Origin of the sequence: Helicobacter cetorum (genome assembly GCF_900198405.1) — a bacterium.
Classification (GTDB): Bacteria; Campylobacterota; Campylobacteria; order Campylobacterales; family Helicobacteraceae; genus Helicobacter; species Helicobacter cetorum_C.
The window spans coordinates 1-21,606 of sequence record NZ_FZMR01000026.1 but is presented as its reverse complement, the minus strand read 5'-3'; the positions used below and the strand labels follow the sequence as shown (position 1 = coordinate 21,606).

General features: G+C 34.1%; 15 protein-coding genes, 2 tRNA genes and 2 pseudogenes. 7 read left to right on the top strand and 12 right to left on the bottom strand.

Translation table 11 applies throughout. The features are described 5' to 3' along the window. The 11 genes and pseudogenes from C6H25_RS07595 to purD all read right to left on the bottom strand — a co-directional run. Nucleotides 1-254: hypothetical protein (locus C6H25_RS07595; protein ID WP_158653906.1), on the bottom strand; the 254-nt coding region annotated here is incomplete at its 3' end. 252 nt (nt 255-506) lie between these two features. Next, nucleotides 507-593, bottom strand: a tRNA-Leu gene (locus C6H25_RS07590). 54 nt (nt 594-647) lie between these two features. Continuing rightward, nucleotides 648-734: transfer RNA gene (locus C6H25_RS07585), tRNA-Leu, on the bottom strand. 77 nt (nt 735-811) lie between these two features. Beyond that, a complete protein-coding gene (locus C6H25_RS07580; RefSeq protein ID WP_104748833.1) occupies nt 812-1,123 on the bottom strand; it encodes a F0F1 ATP synthase subunit C in 312 nt (103 codons plus the stop codon). 223 nt (nt 1,124-1,346) lie between these two features. Next, a pseudogene (locus tag C6H25_RS07575) lies at nt 1,347-1,794 on the bottom strand (hypothetical protein). Between the two features lie 464 nt (nt 1,795-2,258). Further along, nucleotides 2,259-3,441 (bottom strand): annotated as a pseudogene (locus C6H25_RS08890) (RNA-guided endonuclease InsQ/TnpB family protein). A 111-nt stretch (nt 3,442-3,552) separates the two neighbouring features. Further along, nucleotides 3,553-5,631, bottom strand: coding sequence for a polyribonucleotide nucleotidyltransferase (locus tag C6H25_RS07560; RefSeq protein ID WP_104748827.1), 2,079 nt, complete (start codon nt 5,629-5,631; stop codon nt 3,553-3,555). A 2-nt stretch (nt 5,632-5,633) separates the two neighbouring features. After that, nucleotides 5,634-6,335 carry a phosphoribosyltransferase gene (locus tag C6H25_RS07555; RefSeq protein WP_199768958.1) on the bottom strand — a complete coding sequence of 234 codons (702 nt, stop codon included), beginning with the start codon at nt 6,333-6,335 and terminating at the stop codon, nt 5,634-5,636. A gap of 24 nt (nt 6,336-6,359) precedes the next feature. Continuing rightward, nucleotides 6,360-8,591 carry an LPS-assembly protein LptD gene (locus C6H25_RS07550; protein ID WP_104748831.1) on the bottom strand — a complete coding sequence of 744 codons (2,232 nt, stop codon included), beginning with the start codon at nt 8,589-8,591 and terminating at the stop codon, nt 6,360-6,362. A 56-nt stretch (nt 8,592-8,647) separates the two neighbouring features. Next, the gene (locus C6H25_RS07545) at nt 8,648-9,145 is read right to left on the bottom strand and encodes an RDD family protein (protein ID WP_104748826.1); all 498 of its coding nucleotides are present in this window, start codon (nt 9,143-9,145) and stop codon (nt 8,648-8,650) included. 49 nt (nt 9,146-9,194) lie between these two features. Beyond that, complete coding sequence (purD, locus tag C6H25_RS07540) at nt 9,195-10,499, bottom strand: phosphoribosylamine--glycine ligase (RefSeq protein WP_104748825.1); 1,305 nt, start codon at nt 10,497-10,499, stop codon at nt 9,195-9,197. A gap of 477 nt (nt 10,500-10,976) precedes the next feature. Between purD and C6H25_RS07535 the strand changes: the two genes are divergently transcribed. Then, entirely contained in the window at nt 10,977-12,848 is a 1,872-nt protein-coding gene (locus C6H25_RS07535; protein ID WP_104748824.1) for a mechanosensitive ion channel family protein, read from the top strand. 3 nt (nt 12,849-12,851) lie between these two features. Here C6H25_RS07535 and cfaS read toward each other — a convergent pair whose 3' ends face one another. Continuing rightward, a complete protein-coding gene (gene cfaS, locus C6H25_RS07530) occupies nt 12,852-14,021 on the bottom strand; it encodes a cyclopropane fatty acid synthase (RefSeq protein WP_104748823.1) in 1,170 nt (389 codons plus the stop codon). A gap of 205 nt (nt 14,022-14,226) precedes the next feature. Here cfaS and metG point away from each other — a divergent pair, with 205 nt between their 5' ends. The 6 genes from metG to speA all read left to right on the top strand — a co-directional run bounded on the left by metG (nt 14,227) and on the right by speA (nt 21,491). Next, nucleotides 14,227-16,143, top strand: a complete 1,917-nt coding sequence (gene metG, locus C6H25_RS07525; RefSeq protein WP_104748822.1) for a methionine--tRNA ligase — start codon at nt 14,227-14,229, stop codon at nt 16,141-16,143. Further along, nucleotides 16,144-17,151: a ferrochelatase gene (locus C6H25_RS07520; protein ID WP_104748821.1), complete on the top strand. Its 1,008-nt coding sequence runs from the start codon at nt 16,144-16,146 to the stop codon at nt 17,149-17,151. 3 nt (nt 17,152-17,154) lie between these two features. Next, nucleotides 17,155-17,931, top strand: coding sequence for a tRNA 5-methoxyuridine(34)/uridine 5-oxyacetic acid(34) synthase CmoB (cmoB, locus tag C6H25_RS07515; RefSeq protein WP_104748820.1), 777 nt, complete (start codon nt 17,155-17,157; stop codon nt 17,929-17,931). A gap of 117 nt (nt 17,932-18,048) precedes the next feature. Beyond that, a complete protein-coding gene (locus tag C6H25_RS07510; protein ID WP_418904558.1) occupies nt 18,049-18,456 on the top strand; it encodes a hotdog domain-containing protein in 408 nt (135 codons plus the stop codon). Between the two features lie 7 nt (nt 18,457-18,463). After that, nucleotides 18,464-19,633, top strand: coding sequence for a glycosyltransferase (locus C6H25_RS07505; RefSeq protein ID WP_104748818.1), 1,170 nt, complete (start codon nt 18,464-18,466; stop codon nt 19,631-19,633). A 10-nt stretch (nt 19,634-19,643) separates the two neighbouring features. Beyond that, nucleotides 19,644-21,491, top strand: coding sequence for an arginine decarboxylase (gene speA / locus C6H25_RS07500; RefSeq protein WP_104748817.1), 1,848 nt, complete (start codon nt 19,644-19,646; stop codon nt 21,489-21,491). Nucleotides 21,492-21,606: the final 115 nt, after the last annotated feature.

Below are 21,606 nucleotides of genomic sequence, written 5' to 3'. Positions count from 1 at the left end.
GTTGTTTTTTTAAGGAAAGCTTTCATGCCCCATAGCACTAGAGTTAATAGCGCATAAATTAGAGCTACACCCGCACTTATGCGCGCATCAAAACGCAACCCACTCCACAAGGTTATCGCAATATCATTGACTGATACTTCTTTTAAAACATCATAAAATTGATAGATGACTAAACCAAATAACACACGCAAACAACCTAGCAAAGCTAGAGTAAAGACAAAAAGATAAATACTCGTGCTTAAAATAAAACGCATTCTTAACACAATAGCTCCTTAAACCACACTACAATAATTTTAACAGAAAGTAGATTTTAATTTAAAATCATTTTAAAAAAAATAAAAGTTTAAGCAATTACTCTATAAATTTAGATTGTTGATGATTTTTTAAATAATTATTTAAAAAATCAATCCTTTTAAATCTGTTGATTTAAAAAATTATTCATTTAACTAGGCAGCTTAAAATCTTTAAAAGTGGGTTTAATGGGAATAAAATACAAGAGAAATCAATGGTGCCGAAGGTCGGAATCGAACCGACACGGGATTGCTCCCACCAGATTTTGAGTCTAGCGCGTCTACCAGTTCCACCACTTCGGCACAACTAAAGAGTGAGATTATACCTACTTGTTCCTTAAAAAGAACTATAAAGTATGGTGCACTGAGCGAGAATCGAACTCGCACGGGATTACTCCCACCACCCCCTCAAGATGGCGTGTCTACCAATTCCACCACCAGTGCTTAAAAAAATAAAACGAAAAGGCATTATAGCTAAATTTATGCTCTTTAAGCAATAAATCTAGCTTTTAATGTAAGACTTAGCTCAAGAATGGATTACTATAAATAGCAATAATAGCAAATACTAAGGTATAAATCACTTGTGCTTCAATCATTGCCATAGCGACAAACATAGTAGTGAGTAATTTACCGCCAACTCCCGGATTTCTCGCTGTGCCTGTAATGGTAGCTGCTGCTGCATTTCCCATACCAATCGCCCCACCAAATGCTGCGATACCTAAGCCAATCATTGCTCCTAAAATAGAGTAAGATTTAATCATCTCTACACCACTTGCATCATCAGCAAAAGCAAAGCCCACTAAACCAAGAAAAAATAACGCTAAAAATTTCATTTTATCGCTCCGCATGTTAGATATTTGCTCGTTTTTATTTCGAATCGTTCCTCTACTTTCAAAAACAAGACAAGGGATGTATTTTGCCATAAAATTACTTAAAATCCGTTTTAAAATGATAGGTTTTGCTGAAGTTGTTAAAAATAAGGGGTTAGAATGAGATTTGTTTTAAGAATTAAAGCTTTATAAAAAATTCCCTAGAAACGCCAAAGGGCGTTAGGGGTTATTGGTTAGTTTTAAATAAAGGTTTAGGATAGTAATTCCCCTTGATTAAAAAGGTAGTGCTTGGATTGTTGCCATTCATTGCTAGTAATCTTTAAAACCTAATGAAACTTGCTCTATTACATATTGGTAACCTGCGTCATCTTTTAAGGTGCATTGTCCGCCTACAATAGCATTTTCTGTCATTGCTTTTAGCCATGTTTTATACACTGGACTTACTTTAAGAATTGGCACATGAATAGTAATTGGCAAATAAATATTTGTGCTTGCTATTGTTTGAGTAGCACATCGCAAACGATTTACTACTTCATCTTCAAACTCTACGCTCATTTGCTCTGCTCCTAAGTCATATGGCGTAATATTAAAAGCATTGTTATTGCTAAAAATAGCCGTGTTAAATACCATATCTAAGATACTCTTGTCATTTTTCTTTCATTATAGGAATACATTGTATTTTTCTCCATAAATTAATATTAAATTATTTTATTCGTAAAGTGCTTAAAGCACACTTAAGCGCCATTAAAATCATTTTTAACAATAAATCTTATAAGTATTTTAAGTCCTTAACTAAAAGATATAAGACCAATCAGCAAAGATTTTAAAAACCAAATAATATAAAAATAAGTAGCAATAACCCCCATGAAAAAATTAAAAATATCATTAAAGAGAGCTTGATAAACCCTACTAATTTAACTCTTTTTATTTTAATCCCCTTAAATGTGTCAATCTGTAATAAATTTTTAAGCTAATTTTAATAATTAGTTAGTTGTGAAACACTCCTAGCTCAAAGCGAGGGGCTTCCTAACTAAAGCATTCCACTGAAAGCTAACACGAAAGGCTTTGCTCTTTTAAGTCTGCAAGGCTATTTTTTTCACTTCATATTTAAAGCATATCTAATGCTTTAAATATTTGTTCATCCAAAAAGACTTACCCCTTTACTTAAAATATTATTTGTGGCGTTTATATCTCTATGCTCTATATAGCCACAATTTTGACACAGATACTCTCTATGATTTAATTAGTTGCTCGTGGTTGATTTGCCCACAATGATGACAAGTTTTACTTGTATATTGAGGGGGAACTTTCACTAATAATTTGCCATTAGCTGAGAGCTTGTAGTCTAAAAAAGAGATGATTTGATAGCAATGTTGTGTTTAGTATAGATTTGTTAAGCCCACTCTTTTGTTTAACATTTTTGAGTTTAGCTCTTTTGGTCATGTTTTTAATTTGCAAATCTTCAACTACTATCAATTCAAATTGCTTTGAAAGTTCGCTTGTGATTTTATGGTATCTGTCTAGTTTTTGATGACTTGATTTATCAAAGGCTTTATTTAATTTTTTTTGAGTTTTGTAAAAATTACCTCCTAGTTTGATTTTGTTTTGTTTAGATTTTAAAACTCTACGGCTTTGTTTTCTTTGTAGTCTTTTAAAGAGTTTTGAATATTTAGCTTGTGAGTAGATTTTAGAATAAGTTTTAATAAGCTCTTTGTTACTTAAAGCTATATCATAGATATTTAAGTCTATACCGACAGAATTTTTAGGCTCTTTAACGATACTAATATCTTTTTCATACTCCACACTAAAGCTAACAAAATATTTTTGATGCGAACAAGAGACTACAATTTGCTTAATCTTAGCATTAGGGGGTAAATCTCTGTGGTGTCTCATTTTTAAAGGCATTTTCATTAAATTAAAAATCTTAAAGCGTTCGTTAAAGTCTTTAATAGAAAAGCCTTGATTATTCCATGTAAAAGATTGTTTGGCAAATTTAGAGAATTTAGGAAAGCCCCTATTTTTAACTTTAAAGGCATCTTTTAAGGCTCTTTCAGCATTCATGCGAGATTGTTGAATAACTACACTACTAAAACTTAAATCCCTAGCTTTTAAATGGTGCTTAATCTTATTATCTAATTCACTAGAAATTTGTCATTTTCTGTCTTTAGTGGGCAAATCCTTGTTTTTTTCGTATTGTTCTTGTTGTAGGTTTAAGCAAATGTTATAGGCGCAGATTTTGACAAAAAAAGAGTGTTGTAATTTGGTCTGTTGCTCTTTAGTGGGATACGTAAGCGAAATTTAAAGCCCTTGTTTATTTTCATAGGAAAATTTTAGCACAGCTTAAGACAATGAGTGTTTTTAAATTTTTAATAAGCCCTATGCATTAGTTTTGTTCGCATAAGGCTAAATTTAAAAAGATAATGAAAGATAGCTTAGGCTAAGTCTAAACCAATCTTTCCTTTATTAAAGCTAGAAATTCTGCAACGCACTCTATCGCCCTCATTGAGCGTTACGCCACATTTTTCTATGATTTGTTTACGCAATAAGCCCTCGCCCCCTTTTGGCAAGCTCAAAAATGCTCCAAAATCTACAATTTTTTTAACCTGTGCCTCTAAAATTTCATCTAATTGATACTGCTCTAATTCTTGGCAAGATTTACGCAAAAGAGCTAGAATAAATTCTTTTGCCTCTAAAATGTGCTCCTTATTACCCATAATTTTCACTTCGCCGGTGGGTTTATTCAAATCAATCTTAACTTCAAAGCGTTCTACAATATCTTTAATCGTGCGTCCACCTTGACCAATAATTTCTACAATCTTATCGGGTGCGACACTAAAAATTTCTGTAGCGGGTAAATTAGCAAAATTGATCACAATCTTTTTTTGAGCCTCTTGCATGATGTTTAGAATATGCTCTCTTGCTTTTTTAGCTTGCAAAAGAGCAGAGCTTAAAATTTCAAGTTTCACACCACTTAGTTTGGTATCCATTTGCATGGCTGTAATTCCATTGAGACTGCCTGCAATTTTAAAATCCATATCCCCCTCAGCATCTTCAAGTCCGCTAATATCGCTTAAAATCGCATATTTTTCGCCCTCTTGCACTACGCCCATAGCAACTCCAGCCACTAGGTCATAAATCTCTACGCCACTTGCATAAAGGGCTAAAGAGCCAGCACACACGCTTGCCATTGAGCTTGAACCATTGCTTTCTAAGATTTCAGAAACCAAACGAATGACTTGCTCTTTGTTTTTAATGCTTGTTTCAAGCGCTCTTTTAGCTAAATTTCCATGCCCTAACTCTCGCCTAGAAGTCGCGCCAATAGGGCTTGCCTCGCCCACACAAAAGGGGGGGAAATTATAATGGAACATAAAGCGTTCTTTAGTGGGGGCTTTATGCTCTAAGCTTTCATGGCTTTGAGCGTCATTATCTGTGCCTAAAACCCCTACAACTAAACTTTGGGTTTGACCTCTAGTAAAAAGGATAGAGCTATGTGCCATAGGCAATAAATCACTCTCTATTGAAATAGGACGCACCTCATCTAAGGTTCGCTTATCAGGGCGAATCTTATCGTTTAAAATCATGCGTCTAATTTCAGCTTTTTTAACCTTTTCTAAAGCAAACTCAATTTCTTCTAAGCTAAATTCTGAGTGTGCCTCGCTCACATTTTTAGCGATTTTTTCAAAAGCGCTCGCACGCTCGCTTAAAGCTGAGCTTTGGATACCTAATGTTACTTCATCAAAATACTGGCTTTTTATCAATTCTAATAAGCGTTCATTCACATGCATGGGTGCAATCTCTTTGAAAAAAGGCTCATTTCTTAAGGGCATGAAAGTTTCTTCATAAAGCATGCAAGTTTCTTTCAAGCTTGTTTGGGCTAACTCTAAAGCCTCTAGCATCAAAGGCTCTTCTAAAGCGTTTAGCTCTTGTCCTAAAGAACGCATTTCAATCATTGCTAAACTTTCTTTAGAGCCTGAGACAAATAAATCTAGGCTAGATTTTTCTAAAACGCTCATGCTAGGGTTTATCACAAATTTTTCTTCCCCATTTTCACTAATGCATGCGATTCTACAAGCTAAAACGCTAGGAATAGGGGCGATATTGGCTAGATACAACGCGCTAGATGCGGCATTGAGTGCTGAAACTTGCAAATCGTTTTCACTATCATGGCTTAAAACCATTAGAGTGATTTGTGTGGGGTAGCGATAGCTTTTAGGGAATAGAGGGCGCAAAGTTCTATCAACAAGCCTAGAGGTTAGGATTTCAAAATCTTGCGGTCTACCCTCTCTTTTAACAAAACCACCCGGAATTTTCCCAGCAGCATAGGATTTTTCCAAAAACTGCACCACTAAGGGTAAAAAATCTTCACTCACTGGCTCTTTTTCTACGCACACGCTTGCTAAAATGATGGTCTTTCCTAAGCGATACAAAACCGCACTATTAGCTTGCTTAGCGACTTGTTTTAAGGCAAATTCTTCGTTTTTATTGGCTGAATTGATTGTTATAAAATCCATATTTAGTTTTCCTTTGATTTGTCAGCGTTTTTAACGCCTAAGTATTCTTCAATCTCTCTATTGTCTAATGATTTCAAGCCCTCATAATGATGCTCAATAGACACAAAACATTCTGGGCGATACACACTAATAACTCCATCACATAGCCCCTCTAAACCTTGGGCTACATTTTGGGCAACAATGGGAGTAAGAATGTAAATATCTTGACATTCTTTTTTCAAGCAAGTTTGCACCGCTAAACCCGCTTTTAACCCTGTCTCAATCCCTCTATCCACAATGAAAATATTCCTATCTTTAAGACTTTTTATCGCATTGCCCTTACGATACTGATAAATTTGAGACAAAATATTTTCTTCATAGACTCTTTTAGCCTCGCCATAGACATAATCTAGGGCAATATCAAAAGAATTTATCAAATTCTCATTCATTATAATGTCCATGCTCTCACTTACCAAAGCAATCTCACACTTTGGGTTTAAGGGAGCTAAAATAGGCTCTGAAAAAAGTATATCATAATCAGCCCCAAATTTCTTTGCTAAAGCGTTAACTAAATACAAAGCATTAAAACTCAATGCCAACATCAAAGAGCCTTTCAACTCCACATGGCGTAAATGAATTTCATTGATAAGCTTATTGAGAGCGTCTTCTTCACTGCTAAAATGCATGCTTGCAATGTTGGTGATATAGCTAAAGTCTGTATTCAAAATCTCTCTCCTTAAATGTTTAAGTCATCTTCGTTTGAGCGAACGATAGGTTACATTGGTTTTTGTTAAAGGTGAAAAATCTAATTCTAGCTTAACATAGTTATTTTCCATGACTCTTAAGGGGTGTTCGGAGTTGCTTGTTAAGATTGGACGGCGTTGGTTGACAAACTGAAAGCCAATGCCAAAGCAACGGATTTTTTTAAAGATACCTATATTCCAATTTAAAACGACATTGTTTCTAATATCATATCCAACATCAGCGCTTAAAGAAAAATAGCCAAAATCATTGCTAAAGCCCGCTTTCAAATAATTAGCAGAATTTTCTACAAACTTGCTAATCCCACTATCGTTATAATTATTCTTTAAATAATATGACAAATTAAAGGTTAAAAATTTACGCTGATAGTTAGCATTAATAGAAATTTCTTCCAAACGATTCTTATAAAATGAATAAAATACATTCCCAAAAATATTCAACCCCTTTAAAGGTGAAAAACCAATCTTGCTCTCTAAGGGTGCTTTAAACATAGAAACTTTATCATCTATATTGATTCGTTGAGAGATTTTCCAATACAACAATTCTTGCCCTCCTAGTCCATAGAGATATTGCGTAAGATTTAAATTAAGGGTTTTATTGTTGGCAACATTAGGCAAAATGCTTGTAGGATTCCATACAGAATCATACAAGCGACCATCATAAGCATAATTACTTAAAGTGGGCGAAGTATAAGAATTTAAAGCTTGAGCACTTAGCGCATACATATTTTTATCAAACAAACCATCTTTAAAAGTGTAGTAAGGCATATTAAACATCGCCTCAAACTGAATGCTGTGAAACACCTTGTTATATTCTCTTGCCAAATCTGTATTAAGATAGATAGAATAGCCTGATGAAAAGAAATTTCCAAATTCCCTAGAGGCGTTAGGCACGCTTGGCACATAGGTATCTTTGGTTTGCATTAACGCTACATTAGAAAGCTCAATATTATTCCAAACCCCTAAAGAGAGGTATTTTTTAAACAATGAAAATTGCAACCCTACAGGAATATACAAGGCATTCTGCACATAGCCATAGCCAATTTCTCGCATGGTATTTTTGAACTGATAATCCACTGAATACAATAAATTTTTAAAATACAAATGATTTAAATATTTATGATATTGTAAATTAGGGACAGATTGAAAGGTGCTATTATTATTGATTTTATTAAGGTTTAAGAAATACTTGATGTTCAAGCCATAGTAATGGTTTTCAGTTTGCAAATAGTAGTTCGCCCTAGACATGTGCGTAGCATCTGTGATTCGTTTATTGACTTTTTCAAAACGCACATAATCCAAGTCGTTCATATACAGAAAGTCTATATAATGCCCATTGTCAATCGTAGAATTGAGATGGAAATACTTTTGCAAAGTGTTTCTACTAGAGCTTAAAAATTCAAAACCAAAAATGTTTTGATTTCTTAAATCGTATTCTTTAACATACTTAGTATAGTTTCTAAAGTAGCGAGCATGGAATAAAAATCTATCATCTTTAGAGTTGATATAACGGGCTTCAAAATTCAAGCCAAAACCCCTTTTAGAACGGATTTGTGGCGTGAAAGTCATATCCCATGAATCTTTTGGGGCTAAGTAGAAAGGTTGCAAATAGATAAAGCCGGCTAAATTTGAAGTTCCAAATTCAGGGTAGAGAAAACCGGTAGTCCTTTTATTGCTAGTGGACATAAAAATATAGGGTAGATATAAAATAGGAATATCACCAATGTAAATTTTAGGATTCCACATAGATAAATGCGATTTTTTCATGTTATAGGAGCCTGATGTCGCATCCACATGCCAAATAGGATTGTCAATGCTACACCCTGATGCACTCATTTTTCTAATCTTGTATGTTTGGTCTCTCCCACTTGCAATATCTGCACTCACCCAAATCCCACTCACGCTATCTTGGATATAAAAAGGAAAAATAATTTCATATTTATCGTTTAAATTTAATTTGACATAATCCGTTTTAACTAATAGTCCCTCCCCTTTATAGACTTTGATATTCCCCTCTAGCATAGCCTCTTTAGTTTTAGTGTTATAACGCACTTTATCCGCTAAAATATACACATCATAATTTAATAAGACCGCATTGCCCTCAGCGCTTACCACATCATCTTTAGCGCTCACTTTATCTGCCAATAACTCAAAAATTTTATGGTTTTTTTTATCAAAGCGTTGCACCGCCACTTCTTTAGATTCTAATAGCTTTGCCATTAAAAACAAAGCTAAAAATCCAAATAGAAAACGCCAACAACGCATAGACTACCATTTCAAAACAACGCTAAAAGCGTTTTAGTCTTTTGCTCATGCCATGCTCTATGATAAAGGCTATCCCAATAAAAAAGCGCAATTAAAGGGCATAAAAAAACCATATGCTTTAGCCCTAAACGCTTGAATAGCACGCTTTTATTAGGCGTATCAGCTAAATATAAATTAATGATTTTTATTCTAAAAATAACCTTTCCTAAACTAGCCCCTAAAAAGAATAAAAAAAACATTTCATACAAGCTATGCAAAATTATAAAACAACCGCCAATAAAAAGAGTATAGTAGATAGGATTAAGCGTCCATTTAAAAACATGTAAAAAATCACATAAACTTAAAATATCGCTCAATAAAAAACCTACAAGCAAAATATCTACCATAAATGCCAACACACGCCAATAAAAAGGGCATAGACGCAATTTTTCGTGTAAACAAAGTGTCTCTATAGCCTCTAGGGTTTCTTCTTTGGTCTCTAGCTGATGAGTTATTTTATTTAATGGCATAAAAATGGGGTTAGATTTGAAATTCTTAGAAATAAAAAGCTCCCATAAATCAATCTTTCAAAGAAGTTCTCTCTAGGACTCTAAAGCCAATATCCTTACGATACTGCATGCCTTCAAAATGCACTTTTTGAGCGATTTCATAGGCGTTATTTTTGGCCTCTAGCAAAGATTTTCCCTTGCCAACTGCAAAAAGCACTCGCCCAGAAACACTCTCAAACACACCATTTTCTTGTGCCACACCCGCAAAAACAATATGCCCTTTTTTTTCATCAATAGGGTCAATATAAAGCGTTTGTTTAGGCGAAGAATCATAGGGGTAATTCCTAGAAGCTAGTGTGATACTTAAAACAAAATCCTTAGAAAATTCTAGCTTGATACCATTTAAATCCCCTTTCGCACACGCTAAACACAAATCTAAAAGCGAGCTTTCTAAAAGGGGTAAAATCGTTTGGCATTCTGGGTCTCCAAAACGCACATTAAATTCTAACAAATACGGCTCTAACTCGCCCTCTTCTTCTACAACCATAATTCCTGCAAACAGCACGCCTTTAAAAGGGGTGTTATTTTCTTTAAGTTTTTTTAATGCGGGTTTAAAAATATTGTTTTTAATTTTTTCTTCTAATCCATTAGAGCAAAAACTAGCGGGTGCAAACGCCCCCATGCCTCCTGTATTTGGCCCTTTATCTTCATCTAATAAACGCTTATGGTCTTGGCAAAAGGGCAATAAAATAAAATCTTCGTGTGCTACTACTGCCATTGCTGAAAGCTCAAAGCCTTCTAAAAATTGCTCTATAATGACATGCTCTCCGGATTTGCCAAAGATTTTAGCTTGCATCATCTCTTCAAGCGTTTTAATAGCCTCTTGTTGATTACTCGCAACGCACACGCCCTTGCCCCTACACAAGCCATCAGCCTTAATCACTAAGGGGTAAGAAGTGCTTTTAAGATAATCTAAAGCCTCGTTAAAATCGCTCGTTTCAAAATAAGGTGCTGTTTTAATATGACATTCTTTAGCAAAAGCTTTCATATAACTCTTTGAACCCTCTAGGTGTGCGTTTTCTTTAGAGGGGCCAAAGACTAAAATGCCTGCTTTTTCTAGTTTGTCTGTAAGTCCTAAAACTAAAGGATTTTCCTCTGAAATAATAGCTAAATGGATTTGTTTTTTTAATGCTAAATCAAGGATTTGTTCATCGTCTTCGCATTCTAAGTTTTCACCCAAATCTTGAGTGCCTCCATTACCCGGACAAAAATATAAAGCACTTACTTTTTGGTCTTCTTGGAGTTTTTTGCCTAGAGCATATTCACGCCCTCCGCCTCCTACAATTAAGACATTATAGTAATTATTATCTTTCATGCTTTCCCTAATAAGTGGATTGTATGATTGAAACCCAAACGACCGCTACTTTTGTATGCGCGTAGTTCAAATAACCTACACTAATAAGACCAGAAGAGTTCTTTTAGGGGCAGATTCTAAATCTTTAAAGACCTCTAGCAAAAATGCCATCACACAAAAACCGCTATCATAGCCTAACTTCTTTTTTTAACGAACTTGCCATAAATTAAGAAACACGAATCGCTCAGGCAATAGCTACAATTATACTTAAATTTTAAAGAAATTCCACGCAAATCATAGAAGTAGATTAACACAGAATCTTATCTGTTTTCCACTTATTTTTATTGTATTTTTGAGATTGACTGAAATCAAAAGTGCTATACATATGATTTTTTATAACAATGATATAAAAAATAAATAAGAGTGGCATGAAATTGAAATCTATTGCATGCTTTATTTTAATGTATAATTTTTTTAAAAATGTTTCAAGGAGTCTAAATGCGATTGTTATGGTTAGCTTTGGTATTATTACTATTTTTTAACCCCTTAGGGGCGATTCAAAAACAAGAAAAAGACCATGAGATAGATACAATTGATTTATTTTTAATTTTTAATCAAATCAACCAGCTTAATCAAGTGATTGAGACTTACAAGAAAGACCCTGAAAAGAGTGCTGAAATTTCTCTATATAATGACCAAAAGAATGATTTGATTAAAAGTTTGACTTCTAAAGTATTGAATGAAAGAGATAAGATTGGCATTGATATTCAGCATAACCTAAAAGAGCAAGAGCAAATTAAAAAGCGTTTGGCTAAAAGTATTAAGGGCGATGATTTTTACACTTTCATTAAGGATAGATTGGCTTTAGATATTTTGTTGATTGATGAAATTTTATATCGTTTTATAGAGAAAATTAGGAGCAGTATTGATATTTTTAGTGAAGAAAAAGATGTTGAAAATATTAGCAACACATTCATTTTGCGTTTAGGACAATTCAAACTTTACACCCTGCCTAAAAATCTAGATAGTATTAAAATGCATGAACTAGAAGAGATGTTTGGCGATTATGAGTTGCGTTTGAACACTTATACAGAAGTCTTGCGTTATATTAAAAATCATCCCAAAGAAGTGCTTCCTAAAAATTTGATTATGGAAGTGAATATGGATTTTGTATTAAATAAAATCAGTAAGATTTTACCTTTTACAAGCCATAGCTTGCAGGTGAGTAAAATCGTGCTTTCTTTAATGATTTTAGTCTTGCTACTAGGCTTAAGGCGTTTGATTACCATTCTTTTAGCGAGAATGCTAGATTTTATTTTTGAGCTTATGCGTCAAAATAAAGAAATGCATTTGAATGTGCAAAATAGCATTATTTCGCCGGTTTCTATCTTTTTATTGATATTTAGTTGTGATGTAGCTTTAGATATTTTTTATTACCCTAATGCATCGCCACATAAGATTTCTATGTGGGTGGGCGTGGTATATATCATGCTCTTAGCATGGCTAGTGATAGCACTTTTTAAGGGGTATGGGACAGCGTTAGTAACAAATATTGCTACAAAAAGCACGCATAATTTTAGAAAAGAAGTCATTAACCTGATTTTAAAAATCGTATATTTTTTGATTTTTATTGCTGCACTTTTAGCGATTTTAAAACAACTAGGCTTTAATATTTCAGCCATTATTGCATCTTTAGGAATTGGTGGGTTAGCGGTGGCTTTAGCGGTTAAAGATGTTTTAGCGAATTTTTTTGCTTCTGTAATTTTACTCTTAGACAATTCGTTTTCTCAAGGGGATTGGATTGTGTGTGGCGAAGTGGAAGGCACAGTGGTAGAAATGGGGCTAAGACGCACTACTATTAGAGCTTTTGATAACGCTCTTTTATTTGTGCCAAATTCTGAGCTAGCCGGAAAATCTATTAGAAATTGGAGTCGGCGTAAGGTAGGAAGGCGTATTAAAATGCAAATAGGCCTAGCCTATAACTCTAGTCAAAGCGCCTTACAGCTTTGTGTGAAAGATATTAGAGAAATGCTAGAAAACCACCCAAAAATTGCTAATGCAAAGGATAGTGCCTTGCAAAATGTGAGTGATTATCGCTACATGTTTAAAAAAGATATTGTTTCTATTAACGATTTTTTAGGATACAAAAGCACTTTGTTTGTCTTTTTAGACCAGTTTGGCGATAGCTCTATCAATATTTTGGTGTATTGTTTTTCTAAGACGGTTGTTTGGGGGGAGTGGCTAGAAGTCAAAGAAGATGTGATGTTAAAAATCATGGAAATTGTAGAAAAGCACCACTTAAGCTTTGCTTTTCCATCGCAGAGTATATATGTGGAGAGTTTGCCAGAGATGACCCTAAAAAGGGTTTAAGGTTTATTGATAGATGTATTCTTTGGTTAAAGGAAGGGTATTATCCACGCTATTAGTCAATAGCAATTGGAATAAATCCACGCTTCCTACCCTAAAAGCTGATGCACAAGTTCTTAAGTATAAATCCCACATGCGGATAAAGCGTTCATCATAGCCGAGTTTTTTGACCTTATCTAAATGGTGCATAAAATTTTCTTGCCAAATATCTAAGGTTTTAGCATAATGGATTCGCAAACTTTCAGCCATAAGCAAATGAAAATCACATTCACTCATCACACTCATCACTTCCCTTAAAGAGGGCAAATAGCCGCCTGGAAAAATGTATTTATCCACCCACGCATTAGTCTTACCTTCAAAACAGCATAAAATGGAGTGGAGCAAAAACATGCCACCAGTTTTTAAAACTTCTTTAACCTTTTTAAAATAAAAGGGTAAATTATCCTTGCCTACATGCTCAAACATGCCCACACTCACCACTTTATCAAAACGATATAAACGCCCATCTAAATCTTGATAATTCATCAATTTTATGGTTACTTTATCTTCTAAACCTAACTCTTGAACCCGCTTATTAGCCTGTTTGTATTGCTCATTAGAAATGGTAATTCCCATAACTTCAGCCCCATATTCCTTAGCAGCTTTAATAGAGAGATAGCCCCAGCCACAGCCTATATCTAATAATTTTTCATTAGGTTTTAAATGGAGTTTTTTTAGAGTGTGGTCTAGCTTTTGGAGCTGGGCTGTATGGAGTGTGTCATCATCTTTTTTAAAATAAGCGCATGAATAGCTTAAAGTCTCATCTAGCCAAATAGAATAAAAATCATTACCCAAATCATAATGCTTAGAAATGTTAGAGCTTTCTTTAAGGGGTTTTTGAATGCCCTTGGCATTGTCATGTTTATGTAGATGCTCATAATTAGTTTGTAAATACAAAGAATACATCACTTCGTCCATTGAGCCTTCAATATCAATGACGCCATCCATATAGGCTTCAGCAATGGTTAAAGACATGTCTTTTTTAATGTCGCTAAATTTTAGGGGGCGATTAATTTTGAGAGTAAACTTAGGAGAATGCTCGCCATTTCTATAGACGCTATTATCCCAAAATATCACTTGGTAATCGCCATTTTTCCATTGTTTAAACATATTTTTAAGTAAAAATTTTGAAATCATGAAAATAAAATTCCTTAAATATATTTTGAAAATGCTAGTTCAATAAGTTCTAATTATAATGAATTTAGTTAAAAAAACACTATATAAGCAAGCACAAATTAAATCAATAATAGCCTATAGTATGTAACTTATTTTCAAAAGCATGTTAAAATTAAGCGAGTTATAAGAAGTTTGATTTTAAAAATAAGGCAAAGCTATACTAAAGATGCAAAAATCGTTGATTACAACCCCCATTTATTATGTGAATGATGTTCCCCATATCGGTCATGCCTATACAACTTTCATTGCGGATACTTTGAAGAAGTATTACACTCTTTTAGGCGAAGAAGTCTTTTTTTTAACCGGCACTGATGAGCATGGGCAAAAAATTGAACAAAGCGCAAAATTAAAAAATCAAAGCCCTAAAGCTTATGCCGATAGCATTAGTGCGATTTTTAAAAATCAATGGGATTTTTTTAATTTAGATTATGATTATTTTATCCGTACCACAGATAGCGAGCATCAAAAATGCGTGCAAAAAGCCTTTGAGATTATGCTTAAAAAGGGAGATATTTATAAAGGCACTTACACAGGGCATTATTGTGTGAGCTGTGAAAGCTATTGCACAGCGTCTAAAACAGATAATAAGGACGATAAGGTTTTATGCCCAGATTGTTTAAGAGAAACCACGCTTTTAGAAGAAGAGAGCTATTTTTTTAAATTGAGTGCGTATCAAAAGCGTTTATTAGATTTTTATGCTAAAAACCCTGAGGCGATTTTGCCTACCTATCGTAAAAATGAAGTAATTTCTTTTATTGAGCAAGGCTTATTAGATTTGTCTATCACACGCACAAGCTTTGAGTGGGGCATTCCTATACCTAAAAATTTAAATGATAGTAAGCATGTAGTGTATGTGTGGCTAGATGCTTTATTAAACTATGTGAGTGCGTTAGGGTATTTAAATAACTTAGAAGATAAAAGGGCGTATTTTGAGCATGCAAGACATATTGTAGGTAAGGATATTTTGCGTTTCCATGCGATTTATTGGCCAGCCTTTTTGATGAGCTTAGGTTTGCCACTTTTTAAAGAGCTTTATGTGCATGGGTGGTGGACAATAGAAGGTGTCAAAATGAGTAAGAGCTTAGGAAATGTCCTAGATGCTCAAAAACTCGCTACAGAATATGGGGCAGAAGAATTACGCTATTTTCTACTGCGTGAAGTGCCTTTTGGGCAAGATGGGGATTTTTCTATAAAAGCGTTAACAGAAAGAATTAATGCGAATTTAAATAATGATTTGGGTAATTTATTAAATCGTTTATTGGGCATGGCTAAAAAATATTTTAATCATTCCTTGAAAGCTGAAAACATCATTACTTATTATTCTAAAGAGTTAGAAGAAATCCATCAAATTTTAGATAACGCTAATCTTTTTATGCCAAAAATGCAATTGCATAAAGCTTTAGAAGAACTATTTAGAGTTTATGATTTTTTAAACAAACTTATTGCCAAAGAAGAGCCATGGGTTTTATATAAAAATAACGAATTAGAAAAATTAGAAGCCTTGTTGGGCTTGATTGCTAATGCACTTTTAGAATCTAGCTTTTTGCTCTATGCGTTTATGCCAAAGAGTGCCACTAAGTTAGCTAATGCCTTTAATGTAGAAATTTCGCCCAAAAGTTACGAACGCTTTTTTAAATCTAAAGAGTTGCAAGATATTGTCTTAAAAGATACTGAGCCTTTATTTTCTAAAATAGAGAGAGTTGAAAAAAAAGAGCCAGAAAAAATTCAAGAAAAACAAGAAAAGCAAGTGATAGAGAATGCTATCAGTATTGATGATTTTAAAAAAGTTGAGATTAAAGTAGGGATTATTAAAGAAGCTCAAAAAATTGAAAAATCTAATAAATTATTACGCTTAAAAGTAGATTTAGGCGAGGGGTGTTTGAGACAGATTATTTCAGGAATCGCCCTAGATTATGAAGCAACAAGTTTAATAGGTCAGATGGTATGCGTTGTAGCTAATCTAAAACCAGCCAAACTCATGGGCGAAATAAGTGAGGGTATGATACTAGCTGTGCGAGATAGTAACGGACTAGCCTTAATTAGTCCTACAAGTGAAAAAATTGTAGGAAGTTTGATTAGTTAAATGCGATTAGGGGTGAATGAGGCAGTAGAATTAGCTTTTGGTGAATTGCAAAACACGCCATCTATTAGCTATTTTAATTCCATTGTCTTGTCTTTAAACAAGGTGCAAAAAGGCTCTTTGTTTATCGCTAAAGATAATAGCCTTATTTTTGAGGCTTTAGAACTAGGAGCTTATGGGATTTTATATACAGGCGAGTATGAGCTAAGCGATAAAGATGTGGCTTGGATTAAAGTAAAAGATGTAGAGCGTTCTTTGGAATACTTGTTTAAATTTTGGTTATTGCATGAGCGTTTAGTAGGGGTGCTATTAACCCCCATAGAGTTAGAAATCGCACAAAAAATTATTGTGAGTAATTTTGTTTGGTGTTTGAGAGAGCGGATTGAAGATTTGTTTGCCCTAGAGGGGTGTAAAATAGTGCTTTTTAGCGAGAGTGCTTGGTTAAATTTGTTTTATAAACAAGAGCGACTAGAAGAAATTCCCAAAAAAACAAATCTTACTATTCTCAGCCAATCTTTTTTTTGCAACGCTTTAATCTATCACAAACAGCACTATGAGCTAAAAATACCAAGCATGTTTTTAGGGTCTTTAAAAAGGGTGGTTGCATTGTGTGAGCGATTAAAGATTGAGTTTGACTTAAATCTTTTATGCAAAAAAGAGCCTATTTTGGATTATTGTAAACCCTTTTATGTGAATAAGAACTTAGAAATAGCCCCCTATGGCACTACGGCTAGAGTGGTTGTGGCTGAGACTTCAAAAGAGTTGTTTGAGATAATGCTTAAAGAAGCTCTTGAGACTTTAACATGGGGAAAAATTGTTGTGTTTTATCGTAAGAATAGTTTGGTTTTCTTTGAAAAAGCAAACAATTATTTCTACACTACCCAAAATAATCTCAAGGAGCAATTAAAAAATTTAGCGTTTAATTTCGCTTTTGTTTATGGAATCAACCACCATAATTTAGAGTCTCTTTTAAATCCCCCCCTTATTAAAAAAACCCCTACGCTATTCTAAGCCATGCTTATTTGTAACGATAAACTCAATCAAAAAAATCTTTTAGAAGAAATTATGGCATTAAGGCCATGGCGTAAAGGCCCTTTTGAAATTTCAGGCATAAAAATTGATAGTGAATGGGATAGCTCTATTAAATGGGATTTAATCAAAAACGCTACTAATCTGAAAGACAAGGCTGTGGCTGATGTGGGTTGCAATAATGGCTATTATTTGTTTAAGATGTTAGATTATAAGCCTAAAAGTTTAGTAGGGTTTGACCCGGGTGTTTTAGTTAAAAAACAATTTGAATTTTTAGCCCCTTTTTTTGATAAAGAAAATAAAATTATTTATGAGCCTTTAGGGGTTGAAAATTTAGAAGAAAAGTATCCTAATGCTTTTGATGTCGTCTTTTGTCTAGGGGTGCTATACCATAGAAAAAGCCCACTAGATACTCTAAAATCCTTGTATCTTTCTTTGAAATCTCAAGGGGAATTAGTGCTTGATACGCTTATTGTTGATTCGCCCCTAGATATTGCCCTTTGCCCTAAAAAAACTTATGCGAAGATGAAAAACACTTATTTTATTCCCAGTATTAGTGCGTTAAAGGGGTGGTGCGAAAGAGTTGGGTTTATTAATTTTGAAACTATTAGCATTTTAAAAACCACCCCTAAAGAACAGCATAAAACAGACTTTATCTTAGGACAAAGTTTAGAAGATTTTTTGGATAAAGAAGATAATTCTAAAACGATAGAGGGTTACCCCGCTCCTTTAAGAGGGTATTTTAAAATGGTTAAAAAGTAAAATTGATCCTTAAAAAATTACTCAATATCCAATCAAAGTGATAAAATAAACATTTATGAAAAACTAACAAATATTGGCTAAGGAGAGCGAGTGGCAGAACCAACAATTTATACCCCTATTGATTATGATTCCTTAGAAACTTGCAAAAATATAAATCCTAGTATCAGTGGCGAACTCATTATATTAGAAAAAGATAAGGCTGAAGTGCGTTTCAAGGGCAATGAGAGCATGGTTTATGAAGAGAATTTTATCCATGTAGGATTTGTGCTTGGAGCATGCAATTATGCAGCCTTGTGTGCGTTGAATAAAAAATACAGCGTTGTAGTCTCTAATAAGATTAATTTTTATGCCCCCTTAGAATTGAGCCAAGAGGCTTTGATTAAGGCACAAGTAGTCCAAGATGGCGTAAAAAAGGTTGAAATAAAAATAGAGGCCTTTGTATTAGACATTCAAGTTTTAGAGGGAATTATAGAAATCGTTGTTTTTGATAAAAAGCCTTTTAAATTTAATTTTAAAGAAGAGTAATAATTAAATGATTATTGTTTTAGTAATAGATAGTTTTAAAAATGTGAGCAATGGCACTTCTATGACAGCGTTTCGGTTTTTTGAGGCATTGCAAAAGAAGGGACACACTATGAGAGTGGTTGCCCCCCATATTGAAAGTTTAGGGAGTGAAGAAGAGGGGTATTATAATCTTAAGGAACGCTATATTCCTATATCTAGCGAATTTTCGCACAAACAGCATATTTTATTTGCTAAACCAGACAAAGAAGTGTTAAAAAGAGCCTTTATGGGGGCGGATATTATCCATACTTATTTACCCTTTTTGCTAGAGAAAGTGGCTGTAAAAATGGCTAGAAAAATGAAAATCCCTTATATTGGCTCATTCCATTTGCAACCAGAGCATATTTCTTATAACATGGGTTTGCAATGGTTTTCTTGGTTTAATAAAATGCTTTTTTTATGGTTTAAATACGCGCATTATCGCTATATCCATCATATCCATTGTCCATCACAACTGATTTTAGAAGAAATCAAAAACCATCATTATGGAGGAAAAAAATATGTTATTTCTAATGGCTTTGACCCCATGTTTAAGGGGAATAAAGAAGAGGCTTTGTTTGATGTAACCCCCTTTAAAATAATAATGGTGGGGCGTTATTCTAACGAAAAAAATCAGAGCGTTCTAATTAAAGCGATTTCTTTAAGCAAGTATAAAAAAGACATTGTATTATTATTAAAGGGCAAAGGGCCTAATGAGAAAAAATTACAAAAATTGGCTCAAAAACTAGGTGTAGAAACAGAATTTGGATTTGTTAATTCTAATGAATTACTAGAGATTTTAAGAACTTGCACTCTCTATGTGCATGCAGCCAATGTAGAAGGTGAGGCCATTTCTTGCTTGGAGGCCATTAGTGTGGGAATTGTCCCCATTATTGCTAATAGCTCACTAAGTGCAACCAAGCAATTTGCTTTGGATGAACGCTCTTTATTTGAGCCTAATAACGCTAAAGATTTGAGTATTAAGATTGATTGGTGGTTAGAAAACAAAACTGAAAGAGAACGCATGCAAAGAGAATACGCCAAAAGCGCTTTAAACTACACCCTAGAAAGCTCTGTTTTTAAAATTGAAAGAGTTTATGAAGAAGCCATAAGAGATTTTAAAAACAACCCTAAACTTTTTGAAACACTTTCTAGCTAAAGGAAAAAGAATGCATGAAGTCCACGATTATGGGATTAAATTTTGGAGCAATAATGAATTCAAGATAGAAAAGGGGTTAATTAAGGTTTGTTATGGCAAAAACCCTGCACTTTTAGAAATCGTTCAGAGCGTGCGTGAGAAAGGCTATAGAGGGCCATTACTAATGCGATTCCCCCATTTGGTGCAAAAACAAATTAAAAGCTTGTTTGATGCGTTTTCTTTGGCGATTAAAGAGTATCAATATAGTGGGGCTTTTAAGGCGGTTTTTCCACTCAAGGTTAATCAAATGCCTTCTTTTGTTCTGCCTTTAGTTGAGGGGGCTAAAGGTTTAGATTATGGTTTAGAGGCTGGAAGCAAATCAGAATTAATCATTGCTATGAGTTATACAAATCCTACAACCCCCATTACCGTGAATGGCTTTAAAGATAAAGAAATGATTGAACTTGGATTTATCGCTAAAAGCATGAAACATGAGATTACTCTAACGATTGAGGGCTTGAACGAATTAAAAACCATTATCGCTGTGGCTAAACAAAATGATTTTTTAGCTTGCCCTAAAATTGGCATTCGTATTCGTTTGCATAGCACAGGCACGGGCATTTGGGCAAAAAGTGGGGGGATTAATTCTAAATTTGGATTAAGTAGCACAGAAGTTTTAGAGGCCATGCGTTTGTTAGAAGAAAATGATTTATTAGAGCATTTTCATATGATACATTTTCATATAGGCTCTCAAATCAGTGATATATCACCTTTAAAAAAGGCCTTAAGAGAGGCAGGCAACTTGTATGCAGAGTTGCGTAAAATGGGAGCTAAGAACTTAAAAAGCGTGAATATTGGAGGCGGGTTAGCTGTAGAATACACTCAACACAAGCACCATCAAGATAAAAACTATACTTTAGAAGAATTTAGTGCTGATGTGGTGTTCTTACTAAAAGAAATTGTTAAGAATAAACAAGAAATAGAGCCTGATATTTTCATTGAATCAGGGCGTTATATCTCAGCTAATCATGCGGTGTTAGTGGCTCCGGTTTTAGAATTGTTTTCGCATGAATACAACGAAAAATCCTTGAAAATCAAAGAGAATAATAACCCCCCCTTAATTGATGAAATGCTGGATTTACTTGCTAATATCAATGAAAAAAATGCTATTGAATACTTGCATGATAGTTTTGACCATACCGAGTCGTTATTCACGCTTTTTGATTTGGGCTATATTGATTTGATTGATAGAAGCAATACCGAAGTTCTAGCTCATTTGATTGTCAAAAAGGCGGTGCAATTACTTTGTTTTAAAGACCATAACGATATTTTACGCATTCAAGAGCAAGTCCAAGAGCGTTATTTATTGAATTGCTCGTTTTTTCAAAGCTTGCCAGATTATTGGGGTTTGAAACAGAATTTTCCGGTCATGCCACTAAATAAATTAGATGAAAAACCCACTAGAAGCGCGAGCTTGTGGGATATTACATGTGATAGTGATGGTGAAATTGCCTTTGATTCTGCTAAGCCCTTGTTTTTGCATGATATAGATGTAGATATTGAAGAATACTTTTTAGCGTTCTTTTTGGTGGGAGCGTATCAAGAAGTTTTGGGCATGAAACACAATCTCTTTACGCACCCCACGGAGTTTAGCGTGATTTTTGATGAAAAGGGCGATTATGAAGTAGAAGATATTTGTGAAGCCCAAACGATTTTAGATGTGTTAGATGATTTGGATTATGATACCAAAGAGATTGAACGCATTTTAAAGCAAAAAATTGAAGACAATAACGAGCTAGATATGGAAGAAAAGAAAGAAATTATGGGTCGCTTGTATGTCATGCTGAGTGAAAATGGGTATTTACGCACGATTTCTTAGAAGTGGGTTAAGTTTTTTATTTGAGTTGGCATTTTTAAATGCGGTCAGCAGAAATCAAGCATTAAGAATCTTTTGTGAGCGTGTTTTTTAAATCCAAGACTTGTTGCTCGTTAAT

Bases quoted from the DNA above. Each gene is read 5' to 3' on its own strand.
- C6H25_RS07580 (WP_104748833.1), bottom strand. From the start codon at position 1,123: ATGAAATTTTTAGCGTTATTTTTTCTTGGTTTAGTGGGCTTTGCTTTT.
- C6H25_RS07560 (WP_104748827.1), bottom strand. From the start codon at position 5,631: ATGGATTTTATAACAATCAATTCAGCCAATAAAAACGAAGAATTTGCC.
- C6H25_RS07550 (WP_104748831.1), bottom strand. From the start codon at position 8,591: ATGGCAAAGCTATTAGAATCTAAAGAAGTGGCGGTGCAACGCTTTGAT.
- C6H25_RS07545 (WP_104748826.1), bottom strand. From the start codon at position 9,145: ATGCCATTAAATAAAATAACTCATCAGCTAGAGACCAAAGAAGAAACC.
- purD (WP_104748825.1), bottom strand. From the start codon at position 10,499: ATGAAAGATAATAATTACTATAATGTCTTAATTGTAGGAGGCGGAGGG.
- C6H25_RS07535 (WP_104748824.1), top strand. From the start codon at position 10,977: ATGCGATTGTTATGGTTAGCTTTGGTATTATTACTATTTTTTAACCCC.
- cfaS (WP_104748823.1), bottom strand. From the start codon at position 14,021: ATGATTTCAAAATTTTTACTTAAAAATATGTTTAAACAATGGAAAAAT.
- metG (WP_104748822.1), top strand. From the start codon at position 14,227: ATGCAAAAATCGTTGATTACAACCCCCATTTATTATGTGAATGATGTT.
- C6H25_RS07520 (WP_104748821.1), top strand. From the start codon at position 16,144: ATGCGATTAGGGGTGAATGAGGCAGTAGAATTAGCTTTTGGTGAATTG.
- cmoB (WP_104748820.1), top strand. From the start codon at position 17,155: ATGCTTATTTGTAACGATAAACTCAATCAAAAAAATCTTTTAGAAGAA.
- C6H25_RS07505 (WP_104748818.1), top strand. From the start codon at position 18,464: ATGATTATTGTTTTAGTAATAGATAGTTTTAAAAATGTGAGCAATGGC.
- speA (WP_104748817.1), top strand. From the start codon at position 19,644: ATGCATGAAGTCCACGATTATGGGATTAAATTTTGGAGCAATAATGAA.